At 57.8% G+C, this 21,056-nt stretch carries 16 protein-coding genes; 13 read left to right on the forward strand and 3 right to left on the reverse strand.

Going from position 1 to position 21,056, the window contains the following annotated elements; genetic code table 11:
• Positions 1-326, forward strand: a 326-nt coding sequence (locus tag ABSG47_RS06740) for a hypothetical protein (protein WP_424168054.1), incomplete at its 5' end; no start/stop codon positions are given.
• A gap of 891 nt (positions 327-1,217) precedes the next feature.
• Here the strand turns inward: ABSG47_RS06740 and ABSG47_RS06745 are convergent.
• Entirely contained in the window at positions 1,218-2,201 is a 984-nt protein-coding gene (locus tag ABSG47_RS06745) for a universal stress protein (RefSeq protein ID WP_424168057.1), read from the reverse strand.
• 238 nt (positions 2,202-2,439) lie between these two features.
• Here ABSG47_RS06745 and ABSG47_RS06750 point away from each other — a divergent pair, with 238 nt between their 5' ends.
• The 11 genes from ABSG47_RS06750 (at position 2,440) to iscX (ending at position 14,402) form a co-directional block, all read left to right on the forward strand.
• On the forward strand, positions 2,440-4,707 hold the full coding sequence (locus ABSG47_RS06750; protein ID WP_424168060.1) for a S9 family peptidase: 2,268 nt from the start codon (positions 2,440-2,442) through the stop codon (positions 4,705-4,707).
• Position 4,708: 1 nt separating this feature from the next.
• Complete coding sequence (locus ABSG47_RS06755; protein ID WP_424168063.1) at positions 4,709-6,532, forward strand: amidase; 1,824 nt, start codon at positions 4,709-4,711, stop codon at positions 6,530-6,532.
• A gap of 77 nt (positions 6,533-6,609) precedes the next feature.
• Positions 6,610-7,812 carry an ROK family transcriptional regulator gene (locus tag ABSG47_RS06760; protein ID WP_424168065.1) on the forward strand — a complete coding sequence of 401 codons (1,203 nt, stop codon included), beginning with the start codon at positions 6,610-6,612 and terminating at the stop codon, positions 7,810-7,812.
• A gap of 77 nt (positions 7,813-7,889) precedes the next feature.
• On the forward strand, positions 7,890-8,351 hold the full coding sequence (locus ABSG47_RS06765; RefSeq protein WP_424168067.1) for an RrF2 family transcriptional regulator: 462 nt from the start codon (positions 7,890-7,892) through the stop codon (positions 8,349-8,351).
• Positions 8,352-8,451: 100 nt separating this feature from the next.
• Entirely contained in the window at positions 8,452-9,708 is a 1,257-nt protein-coding gene (locus ABSG47_RS06770) for an IscS subfamily cysteine desulfurase (RefSeq protein WP_481133020.1), read from the forward strand.
• A 342-nt stretch (positions 9,709-10,050) separates the two neighbouring features.
• Positions 10,051-10,476 carry a Fe-S cluster assembly scaffold IscU gene (gene iscU, locus ABSG47_RS06775; RefSeq protein ID WP_424168070.1) on the forward strand — a complete coding sequence of 142 codons (426 nt, stop codon included), beginning with the start codon at positions 10,051-10,053 and terminating at the stop codon, positions 10,474-10,476.
• A gap of 69 nt (positions 10,477-10,545) precedes the next feature.
• The gene (locus tag ABSG47_RS06780) at positions 10,546-10,965 is read left to right on the forward strand and encodes a HesB/IscA family protein (RefSeq protein WP_424168072.1); all 420 of its coding nucleotides are present in this window, start codon (positions 10,546-10,548) and stop codon (positions 10,963-10,965) included.
• Positions 10,966-10,993: 28 nt separating this feature from the next.
• Entirely contained in the window at positions 10,994-11,707 is a 714-nt protein-coding gene (hscB, locus tag ABSG47_RS06785; protein ID WP_424168075.1) for a Fe-S protein assembly co-chaperone HscB, read from the forward strand.
• A gap of 6 nt (positions 11,708-11,713) precedes the next feature.
• Positions 11,714-13,666: a Fe-S protein assembly chaperone HscA gene (gene hscA, locus ABSG47_RS06790; protein WP_424168078.1), complete on the forward strand. Its 1,953-nt coding sequence runs from the start codon at positions 11,714-11,716 to the stop codon at positions 13,664-13,666.
• A gap of 67 nt (positions 13,667-13,733) precedes the next feature.
• Positions 13,734-14,150: a 2Fe-2S iron-sulfur cluster-binding protein gene (locus ABSG47_RS06795; RefSeq protein WP_424168080.1), complete on the forward strand. Its 417-nt coding sequence runs from the start codon at positions 13,734-13,736 to the stop codon at positions 14,148-14,150.
• Positions 14,151-14,183: 33 nt separating this feature from the next.
• Positions 14,184-14,402 carry a Fe-S cluster assembly protein IscX gene (gene iscX / locus ABSG47_RS06800; RefSeq protein ID WP_424168083.1) on the forward strand — a complete coding sequence of 73 codons (219 nt, stop codon included), beginning with the start codon at positions 14,184-14,186 and terminating at the stop codon, positions 14,400-14,402.
• A 332-nt stretch (positions 14,403-14,734) separates the two neighbouring features.
• On the opposite strand, the gene ABSG47_RS06805 is transcribed toward iscX, so the two are convergent.
• Positions 14,735-15,217 carry a YraN family protein gene (locus ABSG47_RS06805; RefSeq protein ID WP_424168086.1) on the reverse strand — a complete coding sequence of 161 codons (483 nt, stop codon included), beginning with the start codon at positions 15,215-15,217 and terminating at the stop codon, positions 14,735-14,737.
• Positions 15,218-15,271: 54 nt separating this feature from the next.
• The gene (locus tag ABSG47_RS06810; protein WP_424168089.1) at positions 15,272-16,666 is read right to left on the reverse strand and encodes an acetyl ornithine aminotransferase family protein; all 1,395 of its coding nucleotides are present in this window, start codon (positions 16,664-16,666) and stop codon (positions 15,272-15,274) included.
• 820 nt (positions 16,667-17,486) lie between these two features.
• On the opposite strand from ABSG47_RS06810, the gene ABSG47_RS06815 reads away from it, so the two are divergent.
• A complete protein-coding gene (locus ABSG47_RS06815; RefSeq protein WP_424168092.1) occupies positions 17,487-20,972 on the forward strand; it encodes a TonB-dependent receptor in 3,486 nt (1,161 codons plus the stop codon).
• The last annotated feature ends 84 nt before the right edge of the window (positions 20,973-21,056 follow it).

Consider the following 21,056-nt stretch of genomic DNA (forward strand, 5'->3'; position numbering starts at 1 on the left):
GCAACCCTGCCGTGAGCACCGTCACGCTCCTCCCGCAGACAATCGACGGAACAGTGACAGCGGTTTCCAGCCAGGGCGGCTTTGACACATATACAGTCTCGCTGGCCGCGTATGATCTGTTTTCGCAGTTCGCGGTCCAGACCTACCAGACCACACTGCTGACAAACCCGGGCACGGTCGTCGTTTATGCGGATAGCAATACGAAGCAACTCAACACTCAATCGATCGCGATAGGAAGCGTATTGCGGTTCAATGGCGTGATCCTCAATGACGGCGGTACGCTGAGAATGGATTGCCTGCAAATCGACGATGGAGTTCCGCAATAGCCGGGTGGCCAGGTCTTGGCGATCTTACCTGACCCAGAGGATGAGGGTGCCACCGGTCCCTCGCTTTTGGGGACCGGCGACGACAGACCGCAATTGCCGGCTCATCTTTCCTCGTCCCTCTCTACTCGTCCCTGGTTACGAAAGTCCAACTCCCTTTCGTAACGTCCCCACCCAAAGAAAGTTTGCATGCAATTAAGGGGTTTTGTGAAACACTCATAATCGGCAGAAGAAAAGCCACGGCCCGAACCCTTTAACCGGTTCGGGCCGTTCCCTTTTCCGCACTATGGATGACACAAATGCACAGGAGGTAGGCCGGGGATTTATCCCCGGCAATAAGTCTATGGATTGCACAAATGCGCAGGAGGTAGGCCGGGGATTTATCCCCGGCAATAAGTCTATGGATTGCACAAATGCGCAGGAGGTAGGCCGGGGATTTATCCCCGGCAATAAGTCCATGGATTGCACAAATGCGCGGGAGGTAGGCCGGGGATTTATCCCCGGCAATAAGTCCAGCAGGACGGCTGGGGCTTTAGCCCCTGAGGTATGCTTTTCCAGCCTGAAGACCGAAACATATTTTTCTGGATTTCGGTAACCAAATCCTTATAAATAAATGAAAATAATACGGTTAAAACCATGAAACAAGTTACATCCACTTTTCCACAACTCACCGGCACAGTCCCGAAATAAAGATCGCATGAAGATTTCAGCCACAAACCGGGCCACTTTCCGCAACCCACAGAACCCAAACCACTTCCAAACCATGCATCCAGCACAGTTTCAGAATGAGGATGGCATAAAGATTTCTATAAGCACTGTGGAAACCGCCATAACCCACACAAAATGCACCGCTTCGGAATCAACCCTGCACAGGATAGCCGAAAACAAGCCAAGTCAAATCACCCCAGCCAGATACGTCTCCGTCAGCTCCACAATCTTCACCCTCGCACCACCGGTTTCAAGCACCGCCGGCGAAAGCGTCATCACCGGGCATTGCGCCTCAGCCATCACGCGATACACCACCCCATGCCGTGAAATCGCCGAAAAAACCGAAGCCCCATACGCCCCCATCACAATCAGGTCCGCATTCAGCGCCCGGCTCTGGTCAATCAGCTTCTGCGCCGGCTCCCCCGGCGTCACCACCGGCTGCGGATGCACCTTCTGCCTCAGTCGCAGCGGCACCATATCGAGCATCAGGCTCTCAATCTCCTCAGCGCACCGCCGCGCCAGCACATCCTTGCACTCCTGGTCGCGAATCACATGCTGCACAATCAACCGCGCATGCAGCTTGTCAGCAACCTCAGCAGCAAACGCCACCACCGGCGCGCCCGTAGCCACATGGCTAACCGCGCAAAGCACAATCCGCGGCCCAAAACTCTGCACCGGATTCCCCGGAACCTCCGGCCCCACAATCAAAACCGGCACATGCGCCCGCCGCAGCACTGACTCCGCCACCGAACCAATCAGCAGCTTCCCAATATGCCCCCGCGCATGCGTCCCAACCACAATGCGCCCCGCCCCACACTCCCGCGCCGCCTCAAGAATCTCGTCCGCAGCCTTACCCTGCCGCACCACCACCCGGCAATGCACTCCAGCAGCCCGCGCCCGCCGCGCCAGCGGAGCCAAAGCCCGAGCCTCTGCCCGCTGCACCGAACCCGGCTCAATATATTCGAGGCTAGCCACCAGATCCGCACCCACCCCGCCGCTCAAAGCCCCGGGATTCGAAAGCGCCTCACAAGCATGAAAAAGTACCAAAGAAGCACGATTCTCAATAGCCTGCGCCAAAGCATAAGAAAACGCTTCTTCGTTAGCAGGAACTTCAGATGCAAAGAGAATGACGCCGGGCTTACTCCACTCCGGCCTGAGAGCAGCTGTCATGGGGAACCTCCTCGCAATGCGAGCGGTTGGCTGAATTGTGAGTGTGAGCACTGACGGCAGCTTAGGGGAAGCCGCTCCAGGCAAATCACGCTTATCTGCGCGTTATGAAGCAGAGTATGGAAAAAGGTTGCCTGGGATCGGAAATAAAGTACGGCGGCAAAGCAAAAACGAATCCCAGTCCACGCTCCGTATAATCGGAGAACGGATTTTCCCCTGTTTTTCATTGGAGGTTTGCTGCGTGTTTTCTTTCCGTTCTATATGTGTGCCTGCGGCGCTGTTGTGCGCTGCTTTGTCCCTGCCCGCCCCAGCCGCGGCGCAGACGCCTGACCTGCACAGCCAACTGGACGCGCTGTTTAACAAAGGTGGGTACGGCCCCCGTGGCGTGCAGATGGAGTGGCAGGCGGATGGAGAAAGCTACGCCATTCTGGAGCCGGCAGCCAATGGCAAAGGAATAGACATTGCGGCCTATGACCCGGCCACAGGCAAGCGGAGCGTACTGGTTTCCGCCGCGCAGCTTATTCCTCAAGGCGCCAGCGCACCGCTGCAGATTCACGGCTACTCATGGTCAGCAGACCGTAAGAAGATGCTGATCTTTACCAACTCCAAGCGCGTGTGGCGGCAAAACACTCGCGGCGACTACTGGGTTTACGATCCCGGCGCGAGCAAGCTCTTCAAGCTCGGTGGCAATGCGCCGGAGTCCACACTGATGTTTGCCACCTTCTCGCCGGATGGCTCAAAAGTAGCCTGGGTGCAGCAGAGCAATCTGTACGTCGAAGACCTGGCCACAGAAAAAATCACGCAGCTCACCTCCGACGGTTCAGAGAACATCATCAACGGCACCTCCGATTGGGTGAGCGAAGAAGAGTTAGACCTGCGGAACTGCTTCCGCTGGAGCCCGGACGGGCAGTCGATTGCCTACTGGCAGTTCGACCAGAGCGGCGTCGGTGAATACACCTTAATCAACGACACCGCCAACGAGTACCCGACGACCTTTAAGTACAAGTACCCGCAGCCTGGAACTACAAACTCCGCGGTGCGCGCTGGGGTGGTGAGCGTAAGCGGCGGCCCGACAACATGGATCAAGCTCGATGGCGATCCACGCCAGAATTACATCGTTCGCATGGAGTGGGCCGGCAACTCGCAGCAGGTCATGCTGGAATACCTCGACCGCCTGCAGCAGGACGGAAAAGTCATGCTGGCTGAAGCCAAAACCGGTGCCACCAGGCTCTTCTTTGAAGATACCGACAAGGCGTGGGTAGATATTGTTCCGCTGGATTGGATTCATAACGGCGCGGGCAAGGAAGCGGATCTGTTATGGATCAGTGAGCGCGATGGCTGGCGGCACGCCTGGCGCGTGGACCGCAAAACAGGCGAGGCGAAGAAGATCACCAACTTTGAGGGTGACGTGATCTCCGTTCAAGCAATCGACAATGCCGGCGGGTGGCTTTATTTCATGGCCTCCCCAGATGATCCCATTCGCGAGTACCTCTACCGCGCGAAACTGGACGGCACAGGCAAACCGGAGCGCATAACCCCGGCGGACCAGCCGGGCGCGCACAGGTACGAGATTTCGCCGGACGCCAAGTGGGCGGTGCATACCTACAACACCTTCACGCAACCCAATCGGATCGAGATTGTGAGCCTGCCCGACCACAAATCCGCCCGCGTGCTGGAGTCGAACGAAGCGCTGGCGAATAAGGTTAGGCCGCTGCTACCCAACCCGCCCGAGTTCTTCAAAGTTCCGGTCGCTAACGGCGTAGTGCTGGACGGCTACATGCTCAAGCCGCCGAATTTTGACCTCTCAAAGAAGTACCCCGTTCTGACGTATATATATGGTGAGCCGGCAGGTGCCACAGTGCGCGATAGCTGGCAGGGAACGCGCGGACTCTTCCACGCGGCGCTCGCGCAGCAAGGCTACATCATCGTGAGCTTTGACAACGAGGGCACACCTTCTCCCAAAGGTAGGGAGTGGCGCAAATCGATCTACGGTGCGGTTGGCGTCTTGGCTTCCTCGCAGCAGGCAGAGGCAATTCAGTGGCTGGCAAAGCAGCACAGTTATATTGACTCGTCCCGTATGGCAATCTGGGGCTGGAGCGGCGGCGGATCGCAGACACTGGGGCTGATGCTGCGCTATCCCGGCGTCTATGCGGCAGGCATTGCCGTTGCGCCGGTGGCCGATGAAGCTCACTACGACACCATCTACCAGGAGCGTTACATGGGCTTGCCTGAGCAGAATGTGAAAGGCTACCATGATGGCTCACCCATAAACTTTGCCGACGGGCTCCAGGGACATTTGCTGGTAATACACGGCTCGGGCGATGACAACGTGCATTACCAGGGTACAGAGCTGCTCATCAATAAACTCATTGAGCTGGGCAAACCTTTTGACTTCATGGACTATCCCAACCGCTCGCATGGGATCTTTGAGGGACGCGGCACCAGCTACCACCTCATGAGCCTGATTGCGCGATACCTCGAAGACCACGTACCTCCGGGAGCAAGATAAAATGACCGCTTCGCGACGAGAGTTTCTGACACTTAGCTCTATGGGGGCGCTCGCAGCAGCGCTCCCTGAGAGCCTTGCCGCGCAAGCGGCTGGACAGGTTCCGGGCCAGCAACCCCAGAATCAGACCACACCCGGTGCGCCCACAGCATTCGGCACATCGCCCGCAGTGGGGCCGCCGGTCTCGGCGGAGACATTTGCAGAGGCTGAAAAGCTGATTCAGGTGGAGATGACAGAGGCGGACCGCGCGCAGGCCGCAGGCAACTGGCGCGAGGCAATGGCGGGGCTCTACGAGTTGCGGACAGGGCCGCGCAAATTGGCGCTGGAAGACAGCCTCTCGCCCGCAACGGTATGGAACCCGGCGATTCCGGGCATTACTTTGAAACAGCAGCCGACACTCTTTGTTCGCAGCACCGGCTCAAACACGCCCCTGCCGGCAAGCGAAGAAGCCATTGCCTACGCGCCTGTCGCGCAGCTCTCCCGCTGGATCGAAGCTCGCAAGCTCACTTCGACGCAACTGACGGAGATTTATCTGCGTCGCATCGAACGCTTCGATCCAAAGCTGCACTGCATGATTACCGTAACGCGCGATCATGCGCTGGAGCAGGCCCGCAAGGCTGACGCTGAGATTGCAGCGGGAAACTATCGCGGGCCGCTGCATGGAATTCCGTGGGGAGCGAAGGATTTGCTCGACACGGCAGGAATTCCCACGACGTATGGCGCAGAGCCCTTCCGCAATCGCGTGCCGCAAAAAAATGCTGCCGTCACGCAGCGGCTCAATGACGCCGGCGCGGTGCTGATCGCCAAGCTCAGCATGGGCGCATTGGCTCTGAACGATATATGGTTCGGTGGCCAGACCATGAACCCGTGGCTGCTGGAGGAAGGTTCATCGGGATCGAGCGCGGGACCGGGCGCAGCAACGGCGGCCGGACTTGTAGCCTTTGCGATTGGCTCGGAGACAGGCGGATCGATCGTCAGCCCTTCGATGCGTTGCGGCGTGACGGGCCTTCGTCCGACCTATGGCCGCGTGCCGCGCACCGGAGCCATGACCCTCTGCTGGTCCCTGGACAAGCTGGGACCGATGGCGCGCAGCGTGGAAGACACGATTCTGGTGCTGAACGCAATCAGCGGACCCGATCCTGGCGATACGGCGAGCGTACCAAGCAGGCTGAGCTTTAACGCAGAGGCTGGAGCTAGAGGCTTGCGTCTCGGATATTTTCCTGCCTGGATGAAAGAAACACCAGCGACAGACGTGGATCGCATGGCACTGGAAACGGCCAGGAAGCTAGGCATGGAGTTGGTGGAGGTCTCGATTCCCGACTGGCCTTACGACTCGCTGAACCTGATTCTCTTTGCCGAGAGTTCAGCGGCCTTTGAAGAACTGACGCTCTCGCACAAAGTCGACGAGCTGAAGGCGCAGGTTCCCGATGCATGGCCCAATACCTTCCGCCAGTCGCGCTTTTTGTCGGCGGTCGATTTCGTCCAGGCGGACCGCTTCCGTCGCAAGGTAGCAGAAGAGATGGCCAGGGTCTTCGAGAAGGTAGACCTGCTGCTGGTGCCTTCGCTGCGCGACGAGATGCTGGTGATTACCAACAATACCGGGCACCCTTCGCTGACAATGCGCGCTGGATGGGTCAAAGTCTCCGAGGCCCGCAGCGACTGGGCGCCGGACCCGAAGCATCCACTCCCGAGATTCTCTTCTCCGCGCCGCGTGCCGCATGGGATCACGCTCATAGGCCGGCTCTTCGATGAGGGAACCCTGGTGCAAGCGGGCATGGCCTTTGAGGCGGCATTCGGCGTAGTGCAAGAGCATCCGCCGGAGTTCTAAGTCCTGCACTCAGCCGCGCTGGAACGTGCTATGCTGCGGTCACTACAAGCTGAACTTTTACTTGGAGAGAAATTAGCTTGACCGGACGTCCGCATGGACGGGGCATTCGACATATCGATCTGACGGCCGTACAGCCTGCGTCGAGCGAGACTGCCCGCCGGATCAATCGCGATATTGTTCTTGAAATCATCCGCGAAAATCAACCGATCTCCCGCGCCGATCTGGCGCGCCGATCTGGCCTGCAGCGCAGCACGGTTTCGCAGATCGTAGAACAGCTCATCCGTGAAAAATGGGTTCGAGAGGGTGCGCAGGCAACCGCGGCGCGCGGGCGGCGGCCTACGTTGTTGGGACTCAATGAGGATGTTCTTGTCATCGCCGTCGATATTCACCCACGGCGCGCGACCATTGCGACCGTGGACCTCAACGGGCACCTGTTGGCGCAGGCCAGGGCGACACTTACGCGCGAGCCACAGGCCTCCACTCAGCTCATCGTGCAGGCCATGCAGCGGCTGCGCGGCATGATTCCCGATAAGACGATTGAAGGTATTGGCGTGAGCCTTCCAGGACGCGTTGATCCGGCCACGGAACAGCTCATCTTTGCGCCAAACCTGCACTGGCCGCAGTTTGACCTGAAAAGCGCCATCGAAGCAGCCATGCAGCTGCCCGTGTGGATGGAAAATGCCGCGAAGGCCTGCCTGCTGGCGGAGCTGATCTTCGGAGATCTGGACGGCAACCGCGATGTCGTCCTGGTAACGGTATCTGAAGGAGTAGGCTCAGGGGTCTTTGCCAACGGGCGCATGGTTTCAGGCCACCACGGTATGGCGGGTGAGTTCGGCCACATCATTCTGGATGCGTCCGGACCCAGATGCGCCTGCGGGCGCACGGGCTGCTGGGAGGTTTTCGCCTCTACGCGAGCAGCTCTGCGCTACTACCACGAATTGGAGCCGGATGCCCGCGTGGCTACATTTGCAGAGCTGCTGCACCTGGCCGAAAGCGGAAACGACCACGCAGCGCAGGCAGTTGAAAAGCAGGCGCGATACATTGGCGACGGCCTGCGAATCATTATGGCCGCACTGGCGCCGGGGACCATCCTGATTGCCGGAGACATTACCTCCGCCTGGCACCGCTACGGGCCGGTTATCGAGCGTGCTGCCAGTAAGCAGACCCTGGCAGGCTCAGCGCCGCGCATCCTTCCAGCGCACGATGGAGATTTGGCTCGGCTGAAAGGAGCAGCCGCGCTGGTCTTTCAGCGGCGGCAGATAATGAGCGAAGGCCTCTAACACCCTTGTGGCAGCAACCAAAGCAGCCGTATACTGAATGAGGACCTTAGCAGTCGGATATAAACGGCTGGAAACCCATGCTTAAGCTCACCAAAAAAGCGGATTACGGGCTGATGGCTCTCAAGTACCTGGCCGAGCATCCGGAAACGCCTGCGTTGAGCGCAAAAGAGATAGCGGACGCTTATGGCATTCCGGCGCAGCTTCTGGCCAAGGTTCTGCAGCGGCTCACTAAGACGGGAATCCTGAGGTCTCACGCCGGAATGAACGGCGGGTACGAACTGGCGCGCGGGGCCAGCCATATCTCGGCGTTTGAGGTCATTCACTCAATCGACGGGCCGTTTTTTATCACATCGTGCACTAAAGGCGCTCACGGCTGCGACCTGACGCCAAGCTGCACCATCAAAGAGCCATTGGCCAGAGTAAATGAGACGATAGCCGGAGTGCTGAAGAGCATCAGCATCGGTGATCTGGCCGACGACACGACGAAGGCTCCGGCACAGGCAGCGAACCACGGGCTGATCACGCTGACTGTGTCGTAAGTTTCACAAGGATTTTCGCTGCCCGGCCAGATGAGTTCCAGTGGCGGCGAAACAGGACAGAAGGCCGAACGCGGCCAGGCGATTGTTGAGGATATAAGCGATGAGCACCACAGTTACAAGCCAGATCGAAGTTCCAGCGGGCGTGAGTTTGCCCATCTACATGGACAATCATGCCACCAGCCCGCTGGACCCGCGGGTTCTGGAGGCAATGATGCCGTTCTTCACATCGAAATTCGGCAACGCGGCCAGCCGTAATCACTCCTTTGGCTGGGAGGCCGAGCAGGCGGTTGAAACAGCGCGCCAGCAAATCGCAAAGCTGATCGGTGCCACATCGAAGGAGATCATCTTCACCAGCGGCGCCACCGAGAGCGACAACCTGGCCCTCAAGGGCATTGCGGAGATGTATCGCGAGCGCGGCAATCACATCATCACGCAGGTAACAGAGCACAAGGCCATTCTCGATACCTGCAAGCGGCTGGAGAAGAACGGCTATCGCGTAACTTATCTGCCGGTGAAGGCCGACGGCCTCATCGATCTCGAAGACCTGAAGCGCGCAATCGACGAGAAGACGATTCTGGTCTCGATCATGGCAGCGAATAACGAGATCGGCGTACTGCAGCCCATCCGCGAGATCGGTAAAATCTGCCGCGAAAAGAGCGTGCTTTTTCATACAGATGCGGTCCAGTCCGTAGGCAAGGTTCCGGTGGACGTGAACGCGGACTTTATCGACGTGCTCTCGCTCAGCGGACACAAGATTTACGGCCCCAAGGGTGTCGGCGCGCTGTACGTTCGCCGCCGCAATCCACGCGTACAGATTGCCGCACAGATTGACGGCGGCGGCCATGAACGCGGCATGCGGTCCGGCACGCTGAATGTTCCCGGCATTGTGGGTCTTGGCAAAGCATGTGAGATCGCTCTGATGGAGATGGATTCTGAGGCCGCGTATCTGCGCAACCTGCGCGACCGGCTGAAAGCCAGGCTGGAGTCGGCGCTCGACTACGTCCATGTGAACGGATCGTGGGAGCACCGCCTGCCCGGCAACCTCAACATGAGCTTCGTCTACGTGGAAGGCGAATCGCTGTTGATGGGCATCAACGACATCGCGGTTTCCTCGGGATCGGCCTGCACCTCGGCAACGCTTGAACCAAGCTATGTGCTGAAAGCTCTGGGACTTGGCGATGACGTCGCACACAGCTCCATCCGCTTTGGCCTGGGACGCTTTAATACCGAGGCGGAAGTAGATTACGTGGCCGACAAGGTGATTGACATCGTGCTGAAGCTCCGTGAGCTTTCGCCGCTGTACGAGATGGTAAAAGAAGGCATCGACCTGACTAAAATCGAGTGGCAGGCGCACTAAGACAGGCAAGGAGTCGGCAATGAAAAGACAGTCCATGCTCCGGTTTGCTATGCGATTCCTCGCAGGGTTCGCATTTCTCACTGCGCTGCGCTGGGCCGACGGCGGGAAGTTCTACGCCTATGTGCAAGACCATAATTGGCTTTGCTTGCTCCCATTGGCATTGGTTTTTCTTGTCCTTCTGGCACGCGCTCACTATGTTTATTACCGCGGCACGCCGGAAAAGGCTACGATAAGTGGGGGCACCCACAACACAAGCTTCTGAAGAGAAGCATCGGCGGGCTGCTCCGCCGAATCTAATAGGATAGGTAGACGCGGCTTTCCCCCGCGGGAGGAGATACGAACATGGCATATAGCGACAAGGTAGTGGATCACTACAACAATCCCCGCAACGTGGGTACGCTGGACAAGGGTTCGACCGAAGTTGGCACGGGCCTCGTCGGCGCGCCGGAGTGCGGCGACGTGATGCGCCTGCAGATTCGCGTGAATCCGGAGACCCAGGTGATTGAAGAAGCCAAGTTCAAGACCTTCGGCTGCGGTTCCGCGATTGCCAGCTCTTCGCTGGCCACCGAGTGGATCAAGGGCCGCAAGGTCGAAGAGGCTCTGGAGATCAAGAACACGGACATCGTGAAGGAGCTTTCACTTCCTCCAGTTAAGATTCACTGTTCCGTGTTGGCGGAGGACGCAATCCGCGCGGCGATTGGTGACTGGAAGAAAAAGAACGGTGTCGCGGAGACAGCTCCCGTGGCAGTTGCGACCGCGGCAAACTAACGCGGAGTAATGCAGACTCGGCCCGGACGCCACGCGTTCGGGCCAAATAGTCTATGTTGAAGGGAAAGCATGTCGAATTTTGTAAGTATCGAGAGCAAACCCGCCGAGGGCGTTTCTGCCGCGCTGCCGAAGCCTGCAGTGCCGCAGGGTCCCAGCCAGGGATTGCAGGTGACGCCCAAAGCCGTGGCACGTATTAAGAGTGCGATGGCCAAGGAAGACATCTCGCCGGAAGAAGGTGGTTTGCGGCTCGGTGTTCTGGGCGGCGGCTGCTCCGGGCTTTCGTACTCCATTAAATTCGACACGCGGCCCCGTGAACGCGACAGAATCTATGAATTCGACGGCGTACGCGTCTTTGTTGATCCCAAAAGCTTCCTCTATCTACACGGAATGACGCTGGACTACGAGGAGACGCTGATGCGCCAGGGATTCAACTTCGTCAATCCGAACTCGTCACGCTCCTGCGGCTGCGGGTCTTCTTTCTCGGCATAACGCCGCATCCGGACAAGTAAGGTTGACGATGACGATGTTGAATGCTGCAAATACGCCTGAAAGTGCGACCACAGCAACATCTCTCTGCTGGTCTTGTTCGGCGCCACTGAAGGAAGGCGCGCTTTTCTGCGAGCAATGTGGAAAGATCCAGCCGCCTTCGGGCGGTTATTTTTCTGTCTTTGGCCTGGAGCCGCGACTGAACCTTGACCTCGGCATGCTGGAGCATCAGTTTCACAAGCTGAGCCGCAAGCTGCATCCGGATCGCTTCGGCCGCGCATCGGAGCAGGAGAAGGAATGGAGTCTGGCAAGCTCCTCGCTATTGAACGACGCATACCGCACGTTGAAGGAGCCAATTGCGCGCACGCGGCACCTGCTGCGGATGCATGGCGCGGAGATCGGCGAGGAGTTTGCAGGCAAGGATAAAAAAGACCCTTCGCGCGCGCCAGCCGATCTGCTGGAAGAAGTTTTTGAGTTGAATATGCAGCTTGAAGAACTTCGCATGGGCGACGAGGATGCGGGACTCAAACAGAGCTTGTCCGAGGCAAGAAAAAAAATTGTCGCATTGCAGGGCGAGGTAGATGACCAGCTCCGCACCGAATGGACAAAATGGGATGAGGGCGCAGAGTCCGGAAATGACGCGGCACGCGAGGCAGCGCAAAAGACCATGATTGCGTTGCTCGACCGCAGGCGCTATCTGAGCAACCTGGTTCGCGAAGTTACCGAGACATTGGGAGATTCCTGAGCAGCAATGGCAGCTAACAACGAAAACGGCCGAGTAGTCGGCATCGATCTGGGGACGACGAACTCCCTCGTGGCATACATGGAAGGCCCCAAGCCGGTTGTGATTCCCGGCGCGGACGGCTCAAATCTCGTGCCCAGCGTGGTTGCACTCGATCCGACGCCTGCCGAAGGCGGGCGGCCAACAGTGACTGTTGGGAACAGTGCACGTCAAGCTCTGATTGAAACACCGGAGCGTGTGATCTACTCCGTGAAGCGGTTAATGGGCCGCAGCGTTAGCGAAGTGCAGAACGAGCTGAAGTTTTTCCCTTTCCGTATTGCGGCGGACTCGGAAGAAGGTGAGGTTCCGCGCGTACAGCTCGGAGAACTTCGCTTCACGCCGCCGGAGATTTCAGCGTATGTGCTGCGCCAGTTAAAGCGCAATGCGGAGCGATTCTTTGGCGCACCGGTTACGCAAGCTGTGATCACCGTACCCGCGTATTTTAATGACGCACAGCGGCAGGCCACGAAAGATGCGGGGCGCATGGCGGGCCTCGATGTGCTGCGGCTGGTGAATGAACCGACCGCGGCAGCGTTGGCCTATGGTCTCGACCGCGCGAAGGAAGGTACGATTGCGGTTTACGACCTGGGCGGCGGAACGTTTGATGTCTCCATTCTGAAGCTGCGCGACGGCATCTTTGAGGTGCAGTCAACGAACGGCGATACGCACCTGGGTGGTGATGACATCGACAATCTCCTGCTGACGATTGCGCTGGATGAGATTCACGCCGAGCACGGCGTGGATCTTCGCCAGCATCCCGGCGCGGTACAGGCATTGCGCAAGGCTGCGATTGACGCAAAGATTCAGCTTTCCTATCAGCCCGCGGCTCATTTCGACATTGAACTGCCAAATGGCGATCACTACCAGCGCGAGATTCCGCGCGAGGTCTTTGAGGATCTGATCCAGCCGGTCCTGGAACGCACCACTGGCCCGTGCAAACAAGCGATGCTGGACGCGGGCGTGCTTCCTGAACAGATTGATGAAGTCGTTCTCGTTGGCGGTTCCACGCGCATTCCCGCAGTGCAGCAGCTCGTGAACGGTCTCTTCCATCTGAGCGCGCGCGGAAAGAAGCCTCATACAGACCTGAATCCGGATGAAGTAGTCGCACTGGGAGCGGCAGTACAGGCAGACATTCTCGCAGGCGCTTCCAAGGCCACTGAAGAACTGTTGCTGCTGGATGTAACTCCTCTTTCACTGGGCATTGAAGCGCTGGGCGGAACAGTCGCAAAGATCATTCAGCGCAACTCGACCATTCCGGCATCTGCGACCGAGCACTTCACGACCGGCGTAGACGGACAGGCGAACGTTGCGATCCACGTGGTACAAGGCGAACGCGAACTGGCCGCGGATTGCCGCTCACTGGCGCGATTCGATCTCAAAGGCATTCCGCCGATGAGCGCCGGACTGCCGCGCATCGAGGTAAAGTTCCTCATCGATGCGGACGGCATCCTGCAGGTCTCCGCGCGTGAGCAGCGCAGCGGCAAGCAGGCGCAGATTGAGGTCAAGCCGACGTACGGGCTTACAGACGAGCAAGTCGAGAACATGATTCTCGACTCCTTCGATCATGCAGAGGACGACTTCGCCAAGCGGCTGCTGATTGAGGCTCGCAACGAGGCGGATACGATTCTCTCTGCTGTGGAGCGCGCTCCGCAGAATCCTGCGTGGGCACAGCTTACCGCCGACGAAAAAGAAAACATTGAGACGGCGCAGAAGCATCTGGTCGCGGTCAAAGCGGGCGAAGATCAACAGGTCATTCGCGAAGCAACAGTCGCGCTGGATCAGGCTACGCGACGTTTTGCGGAGCTGATGATGGAAGCCGCGGTGACCACGGCGATCCGCGGCAAAACAATGGAAGCCGCGGGCAAACAGATGGGCGACGCGATCGAAGCGCCGCATCCGATGGCGCCGGCAGAATTCAAATAAGACTGAACATTCATGCCAAAGCGGCTTCGCATGATTCCGCTCGCTTACGATAGATGAAGGAAGAATTATGAGTGGAGCAAATACAACGAACATCCCCGCGGACAAACTGGTGCGCGTCACCTTTGAGCCAGAGGGCAAGACCGTGGAGTTTGAGTATGGCACCATGCCTTACGACCACCACGGCAAGCCGATGTCGTTTCTGGACGTGGCGGAAAACTTCGAGATCTTTCTGGACCATGCATGCGGCGGATCGTGCGCCTGCACTACTTGTCATGTGTGGGTGAAGGAAGGCGCGCAGGGCATCAGCGAGGCTGACGACGATGAACTGGATCGGATGGATATGGCCGCCGATCAGCAGCTCAACTCGCGGCTGGGTTGCCAGGCGGTGATTACCAAGCCTGGAACCTATGTTGTGGAGATTCCCAAGTGGAATCGCAATTATGTTTCTGAAGGCAAGCCGCTGACGCTGGCGGAAGGCAAGTAATAGCTTACAGTTTTCATTCAAGAGGAAGAAAACATGCCGCGCGAAATTATGTGGACCAATTCTGAAGAGATTGGCATTCAATTGCAGGAAAAGTATCCGGAAATCGATCCGCTGACGGTGAGGTTCACCGACCTGCACAAGTATGTCACCGAGCTCAAGGGCTTCGCCGATGACCCGACGAAGTCGAATGAGCCAAAGCTTGAAGCTATCCAGATGGCATGGCACGAAGAGCACGAGGACGCTAAGGGCTGAGCAGTCACTTTCGACCGCTCTCTCCATGCGCCCGGAGCGGCAGTTACCAAAGTCCATTGACCTTTCGTAACCAAAGCTTCCATCAGATAGTTTGCATAGAATTAGACCCAAATATGCTTTACTCATAATCAGCGGACAAAACAACATGGAAATGGCTCGTAGGGAAGCCCATGAAATTTATTTTCTTGGGGGTGTCCCTGGCCTGGTAACCACTTTTGTTGTACAAGTAGTAAACACCTGAAAGTCTCAAATCAGCGCTTCCGGCTTGAGGCTGATAGAAGCATCAACTCGTTTATAATAAGCTATTTACACGTGAATTTGACGTTGACTAATCAGTTCTCATACCTGCTGCGCCGCTCATCCCACCCGAAGGAATTTTCAAAGTGCTCGATCTCTGCTTTCTGACCGGCGATGAGGTATACAGCGATTACATCGAAACGTACATTCGGGCGCAGGTTCAGGGAGGCACCCTGCGGCAGTTGTCGTAGATAGGCGCGTGCCAGACGGCGCAGCACACGGCGCTTGTGCTGATCGACCGCTACATGCGCCGGCGTCAGGTCGCGCTTTGTTCGGGCTTTTACCTCAAAAAAGCAGAGAAGCTGGCCCTGCCACGCAATGATATCCACATCCCCAGGCAGCTTCCGTGCAGACCAGCGCCGCGCAACCACGTTATAGCCCTTGCTAAGCAGATGGAAGAATGCGGCGTCTTCGCCCTGCACACCCACAACCAAATGAGCAGGCGCCTTTTCGCGGCCGCGGAGGCGGACCAGTGAAGTGAGCATGGAGAATGCACGCTGAACGAGCGCGGCACGCATACTTTGAGGGAGCATTGCTCCCCATTGTAGGCGTGCCGCGGCTGGATGCAAGGGTTAAGCGCTGGATGTGGCCAGTTCACCCTGGTGCGCGTGCTGCTTCTCCACCTCGGTGAGTACTTCTTCGAGAATGTCCAACGCGACGGTGGCTTCTTCCTCCCTGACCACCAGCGGCGGACAGAGCCGAATCGAAGTTTCGCCGCAGCCCAGGATAATAAGGCCGCGCTCAAAGGCCAGCTCCTCGATCCTATTGCGGAGCGCGGTGACCGGTTCGCGTGTTGCTTTGTCCTTGACCAGCTCAACGCCGATCATGAGGCCGCGGCCGCGCACATCGCCCACGAGCGGATGCGTTTGCTTCCAGCCCTCAAGCCGCTTTAGGATCAAGCCGCCAATGTGCGCAGCATTGGCAATGCCTTCGCGTTCGAGCACGTCCATGGTGGCCAGCGCCGCGGCAAGCGAGACGGGATTTCCGCCAAAGGTGGAGGCGTGCGAGCCGGGCAGCCAGTCCATGATCTCGGCTTTGGCCATGCAGACGCCGAGCGGCATGCCGCTGGCAATACCCTTGGAGCTGGTGACGATATCGGGTTCCACGCCGGAGTGCTCGATGGCCCACCACTTGCCCGTGCGCCCGGCTCCGGATTGAATTTCATCCGCGACAAGCAGAATGCCGTGACGGTCGCAGATGTTACGCAGTTCGCGGAGGAAGTTAGTGGGGGCAGGCACGTAACCGCCTTCGCCCTGGATAGGCTCGACAAAGATGGCCGCTACTTCTTCAGGCGCGATATTGGTCTTGAAGAGCTTCTCTTCGATATAGCGCGCGCAGTTGAGCGCCCACTGTTCCTTCTCTGCCTCTGTGCCCTGGCAGCCGCGATACACGTATGGATAGGGAATATGCGTAACACCTGGAACGAGTGGACCGAAGCGGCGGCGCTGCTGCGGCTTGGACGCGGTCAGCGAAAGCGCGCCCATGGTGCGACCGTGGAACGCTCCGTAAAAGGCAATCACCTGCTGACGCTTTGTGTGGTAACGGGCCAGCTTCAGCGCGCATTCAACGGCTTCTGCGCCGGAGTTGCCGTAGAAGACCTTATGCGGCCCTTTCATGGGCGCAATGGCGCTCAAACGAGCGGCGAAATCGGTCAGATGCTCGTCGTAAAAGTCGGTGCCGGAGATGTGAATCAGCTCTGCGGCCTGCTTCTGAATGGCGGCCACCACTTCAGGATGGCAGTGCCCGGTGGAAGTCACTGCGATGCCGGCGGCAAAGTCGAGAAACTCATTGCCATCTACATCCGTGATGCGCAGACCACGGCCTCTTTTGACCACCAGAGGATACGAGCGGGTGTAACTGGGGGAAATAAGCCGCTCATCGGCTGCCACTGCGGCGCGAGCCCTCGGGCCTGGAAGATCGGTGACAAGCTTTGGACCGAATTGTGCGTGTAGCTCCTGTTGAGTCATCTAAATATCCTCTCGTTGGCGGGCTCTTTGTTTGCCCATCGGTTTGTGCGAATTCTGGACCACGACCGGCAGCGCCAAGTGGCGCGTTGCAGCCTGTTTCAGTCCAAAGGGAGACGCAGGCGAGGGTCTTCGGCGGTCCTGGAGCTTAGTCGCCGCCGAAGAGGCTAGGTCGGGTGCTGGTGGGCAGCACGCGCAGATGACGAAGCGGGCAGAGGCCACACAACCGGACACGCGACCAGCGCCGGATGGAGGACAGGAGCGGCATAGCGGAATGTGCTTGGATACGCATGGATCGTACCAGCCCTTGGGACTAAGGATACCATACGGCTTCCTTACGGAAACGCCACGGATTATTTACGACTGATTGCCGCGCCGTTGCTTGTTCGTCTGGGTCAGATGAAAGGGCCTTCCGGAAATAAATTAAACAAGGAATCCACACAATTTATGGAATAAGAAGCCCCTAATCTATGAAATTCCGTAGTGCTCTTAAAAATAAAGAAATATTCATAATTCAGAAACCGTTTGTTTTCTATAGAAAAGATGTATTGTGCATGCAGGTAAAGATTTGGCAAGTCTCATGCAATAGAAACGATGCTATGTGTAACTTTGTTGTCCTCGGGGGCGTGAACGTTAACGAACGCACGGACCAAAAGAAACATAGCAAACAACAGATAAGAGTTAAGAACGTGGCTCCCTCTGTCAGGGAGCTAATTTGCTGTGATTGTTTGTTTTGGCGGCCTTTGCCGGCAAAACGTTGAGGATGACCCACGGAGCGAACAGCCTTTAAAGGCTTCGTTCCCATAGATTTGGAGGAGTTTCCATGCGATTTATCAAATTGCAGGGCGCGGCACTGGCTCTGAGCCTGCTTACTTTCGCCGGTATGGCGATGGTGGTGCCCGCTCCGGTCGCCCATGCTCAAACGGCAGTCACGGGCGCCATCAGCGGCGTGGTTGCCGACTCAAGCGGCGCAGTAGTGCCCAACGCCATGGTGACGGTTATCAATGCTGGCACCAATGCCAAGCTGGTTGTTACGACCAACGCCGAGGGACGCTATACCGCGCCTCAGCTTGTGCCTGGCACCTACAAAGTTTCGGCAACTTCGGCAGGCCTCCAGTCGGAGACTACGGAGATAACGGTGCTACTCGGCGCTACGCTGCCTGCGGATATCAAGGTGACTCCGACGGCAGATAAGACGATCATCGAGGTAAGCGCCACTACACTGCCCCTGGTAGACACGCAGAACGTGGCGCTGGCGACCACCTTTAACTCAGAGCAGATTGAATCCCTGCCTACGCCTGGCGGCGACGTGACAACGATTGCCTTTACGGCTCCTGGCGTTGTGGTGAACTCGGGTGGTACGTATGGCAACTTCAGTTCAGAGGGCCTGCCGGGCATCTCAAACCTTTTTGTGATGAATGGTTTCGACAACCAGGATCCGTTCCTCAACCTGAACAACTCGGGCAGCTCGAACCTGACGCTCGGTCAAGGTGAGCTCGCCGAAGCAACGGTAGTCCAGAACGGTTACAACTCGCAGTATGGCCGCGCGGCCGGCGCCACCGTCAACTACACCACCAAGTCCGGTACCAACAAATTCCACGGCATGGCGGACTACAACTGGAACGGCACCCTGCTGAATGCCAACGGCTGGTTCAACAACTACAACGACGCCCCCCGGCCTCACGCGGTCTCCAATGAATGGGCGGCCAACGTAGGCGGCCCCATCATCAAGGACAGGCTCTTCTTCTTTGCCGACTATGAAGGCCTGCGTTATGTTCTGCCCGGCGCATCTGGCTTGGTCAACTACCCCTCAACGCAGTTCCAGGCAGCCACGCTGGCTAACATCCCGGCGAGTGATGTGCCTTTGTACAATCAGGCGTTTGCGGCATATCAGGGCGCCCCTTCCTACAGCGCCGCGCAGCCTGTTGACCTGACCACCAATGCGGGCGGTTGCGGTAATGTGACCGGCACACCGGCACCCGGCGGCGGCACTTTCGGCGTAAATACACCTTGCATGACGCAGGCTTTCGCCGAGACCAACAACATCAATGAGGAATGGCTTTTTACCGGTCGCGCTGACTGGAATATCAGCGACAAACACAGGATTTACGGCAGGTACAAGATGGATCGCGGTTCTCAACCGACCTCGACCAGCTTTATCAATCCGGAATTCAGCACCATTTCCATCCAGCCGGAGTACGAAGGCCAGTTCAACGACAGCTATGTCTTCAGCCCCACCAAGACAAACGTGTTTGTGGCAGCGGCCAACTGGTATACGGCCTACTTCGGACCTCAGAACGTTGCAGCGGCGCAGGCAGTCTTCCCCTGGAGCTTTACTCCCGATGCCGGTCTTGATGGCAGCGGCACTTCTGCTTCGCTCGGTCTCGCCGGTCTGGGTGTTCCTGACGCCTTTCCTCAGGGCCGCAACGTTACCCAGTACCAGCTCGAAGACGATTTCAGTTGGATTCATGGCAAGAACACCATCAAGTTCGGCGCCAACTTCCGCCGCGATTTGATAACCGATTTCGATGCGCAGGAACTCACCGACTTTCCGTTCGTAGAAGCAGTTACCCTGGGTACCTTCTACAGCGGCGCCATTTCCCCTGGAGCGGGTGAATATGTCCAGAACTATGCGGCCGATACCACCGCCCACCTGGCCCTCTACAACCTGGGTGTGTATGTCCAGGATGAGTGGCAGGCTTCTCCCAAACTGAAGCTGACCATTGGCGCGCGTGTCGATCGCACGGGCAACCCGCTCTGCCATCAGAGCTGCTTCTCTTCGTACGTCGGAAACTTCCCGGCCAGCGCAGCCTCACTTACACAGCCTTATAACTTTGCCGATGGCGGCTCGATCAGAGCCCAGAACGCAAATGCCTTCCCCGGAGTTCAGGCCATCAACTTTCAGCCGCGCTTCGGCTTCAATTATTCCATTGACGGCAGGACGGAAATTCGTGGCGGTGTAGGCTGGTTCAGCGATCTGTATCCCGCTGCCTTTATCGACGGCATCATCCAGAATTTCCCCAACGTAAATCAGGTTGCGGTGCTCAGCGGCAACCTCAACAACACCGCCCCGAGTGGCGTTACGGCCAATAGTGCGGCGGCGAACACCGCAACGCAGGCAGGCTTCACGAGCGGCCAGAATGTCACACAGATCAACAACGCGCTGGTCAACCAGGGCATCCTAACCTTTACTCCACCGACCATCAATGCCTATATCCCGGGCACTTTCAAGAGCCCGGAATACCTGGAATACAACCTGCAGTTGCAGCGCCAGATCGGTAGGCAAGACGCGGTCATCGTGACCTATGCCGGCAACTATGGCTTTGATGAAGTGCTCCAGAATGGCGACCTGAACGCTGCCACCGGCTACTACAACGCTCTTGGCGACGACCAGTGGGATGCCGGCGTTTTCCCGACCCTGAATGGTGTGCCCAACACGCCGGCCGACCCGAGCTTCAGCAGGGTTACGGCTTACACCAACAACGCACACTCCAACTACAACGCCGCAATGGTCACCTGGAAGCATATCGGTCACGGAATCACCAGCCAGATGAACTACACCTACAGCCACGCGCTCGACATGATCTCGAACGGCGGCACCGGCGAGGTTTTCAATGGCGGTTCTATCGTGGGCCAGCTCACTCCTACACTGGGCTCTGGCAACCTCAACTACTCGAACTCGGACTACGATGTTCGCAATAACCTGAGCGCCGACCTGGTCTATACGGAATCGCACATCAAGGGTCACAAGTACCTCGATTCGGTTGCCGGCGGCTGGGTGATAGGCGGCAAGACGTACTATCACAGCGGTCTGCCCTTCTCGATCACCAATGCGGTCCTTGGCAACGCCGGTTACACCAACGTGAGCACCACGTTCATGGTGGACGCGAATGTACCCCGTAGGCAGCTCACGAACACATCTATTTCAAATCCGAAGGGTTGCCTTCCTGCCCTCGGGGCTGCTGTTCAAACGTCCTGCCTGGACATGACGCAGTTTGGTGATCCAAGTACACAGGCGGACTTTGGTAACCTGCGCCGCAATGCGCTCTTTGGACCGCACTTTGCCGACACAGACATTAACCTCTCGAAAAAATTTGTGAACCTGGAGCGTTTCTCCTTCTCGCTTGGTGCGGACGCTTACAACCTCTTCAACCATGCAAACTTCGGAGCACCGGGCGGCTCGTCCGGCGTGTCATCCTTAGGCGTAGTCTCCAGCACGCTCTCTCCGCCGACCAGCCCGTACGGTTCGTTTCAGGGCGCGGCGGTCACGCAGCGTCTGCTGGTGGTCCACGGCAAGTTCGTCTTCTAACCGCCGGCGCCGGGGAACTCCGGCGCTTGACCAAACACAAAAGGCGTCCGCATAGCGGACGCCTTTTTATTGCTCGAAGCTTTT

The sequence above is a fragment of the Occallatibacter sp. genome (assembly GCF_049510455.1).
Taxonomy (GTDB): Bacteria; Acidobacteriota; Terriglobia; order Terriglobales; family Acidobacteriaceae; genus Telmatobacter.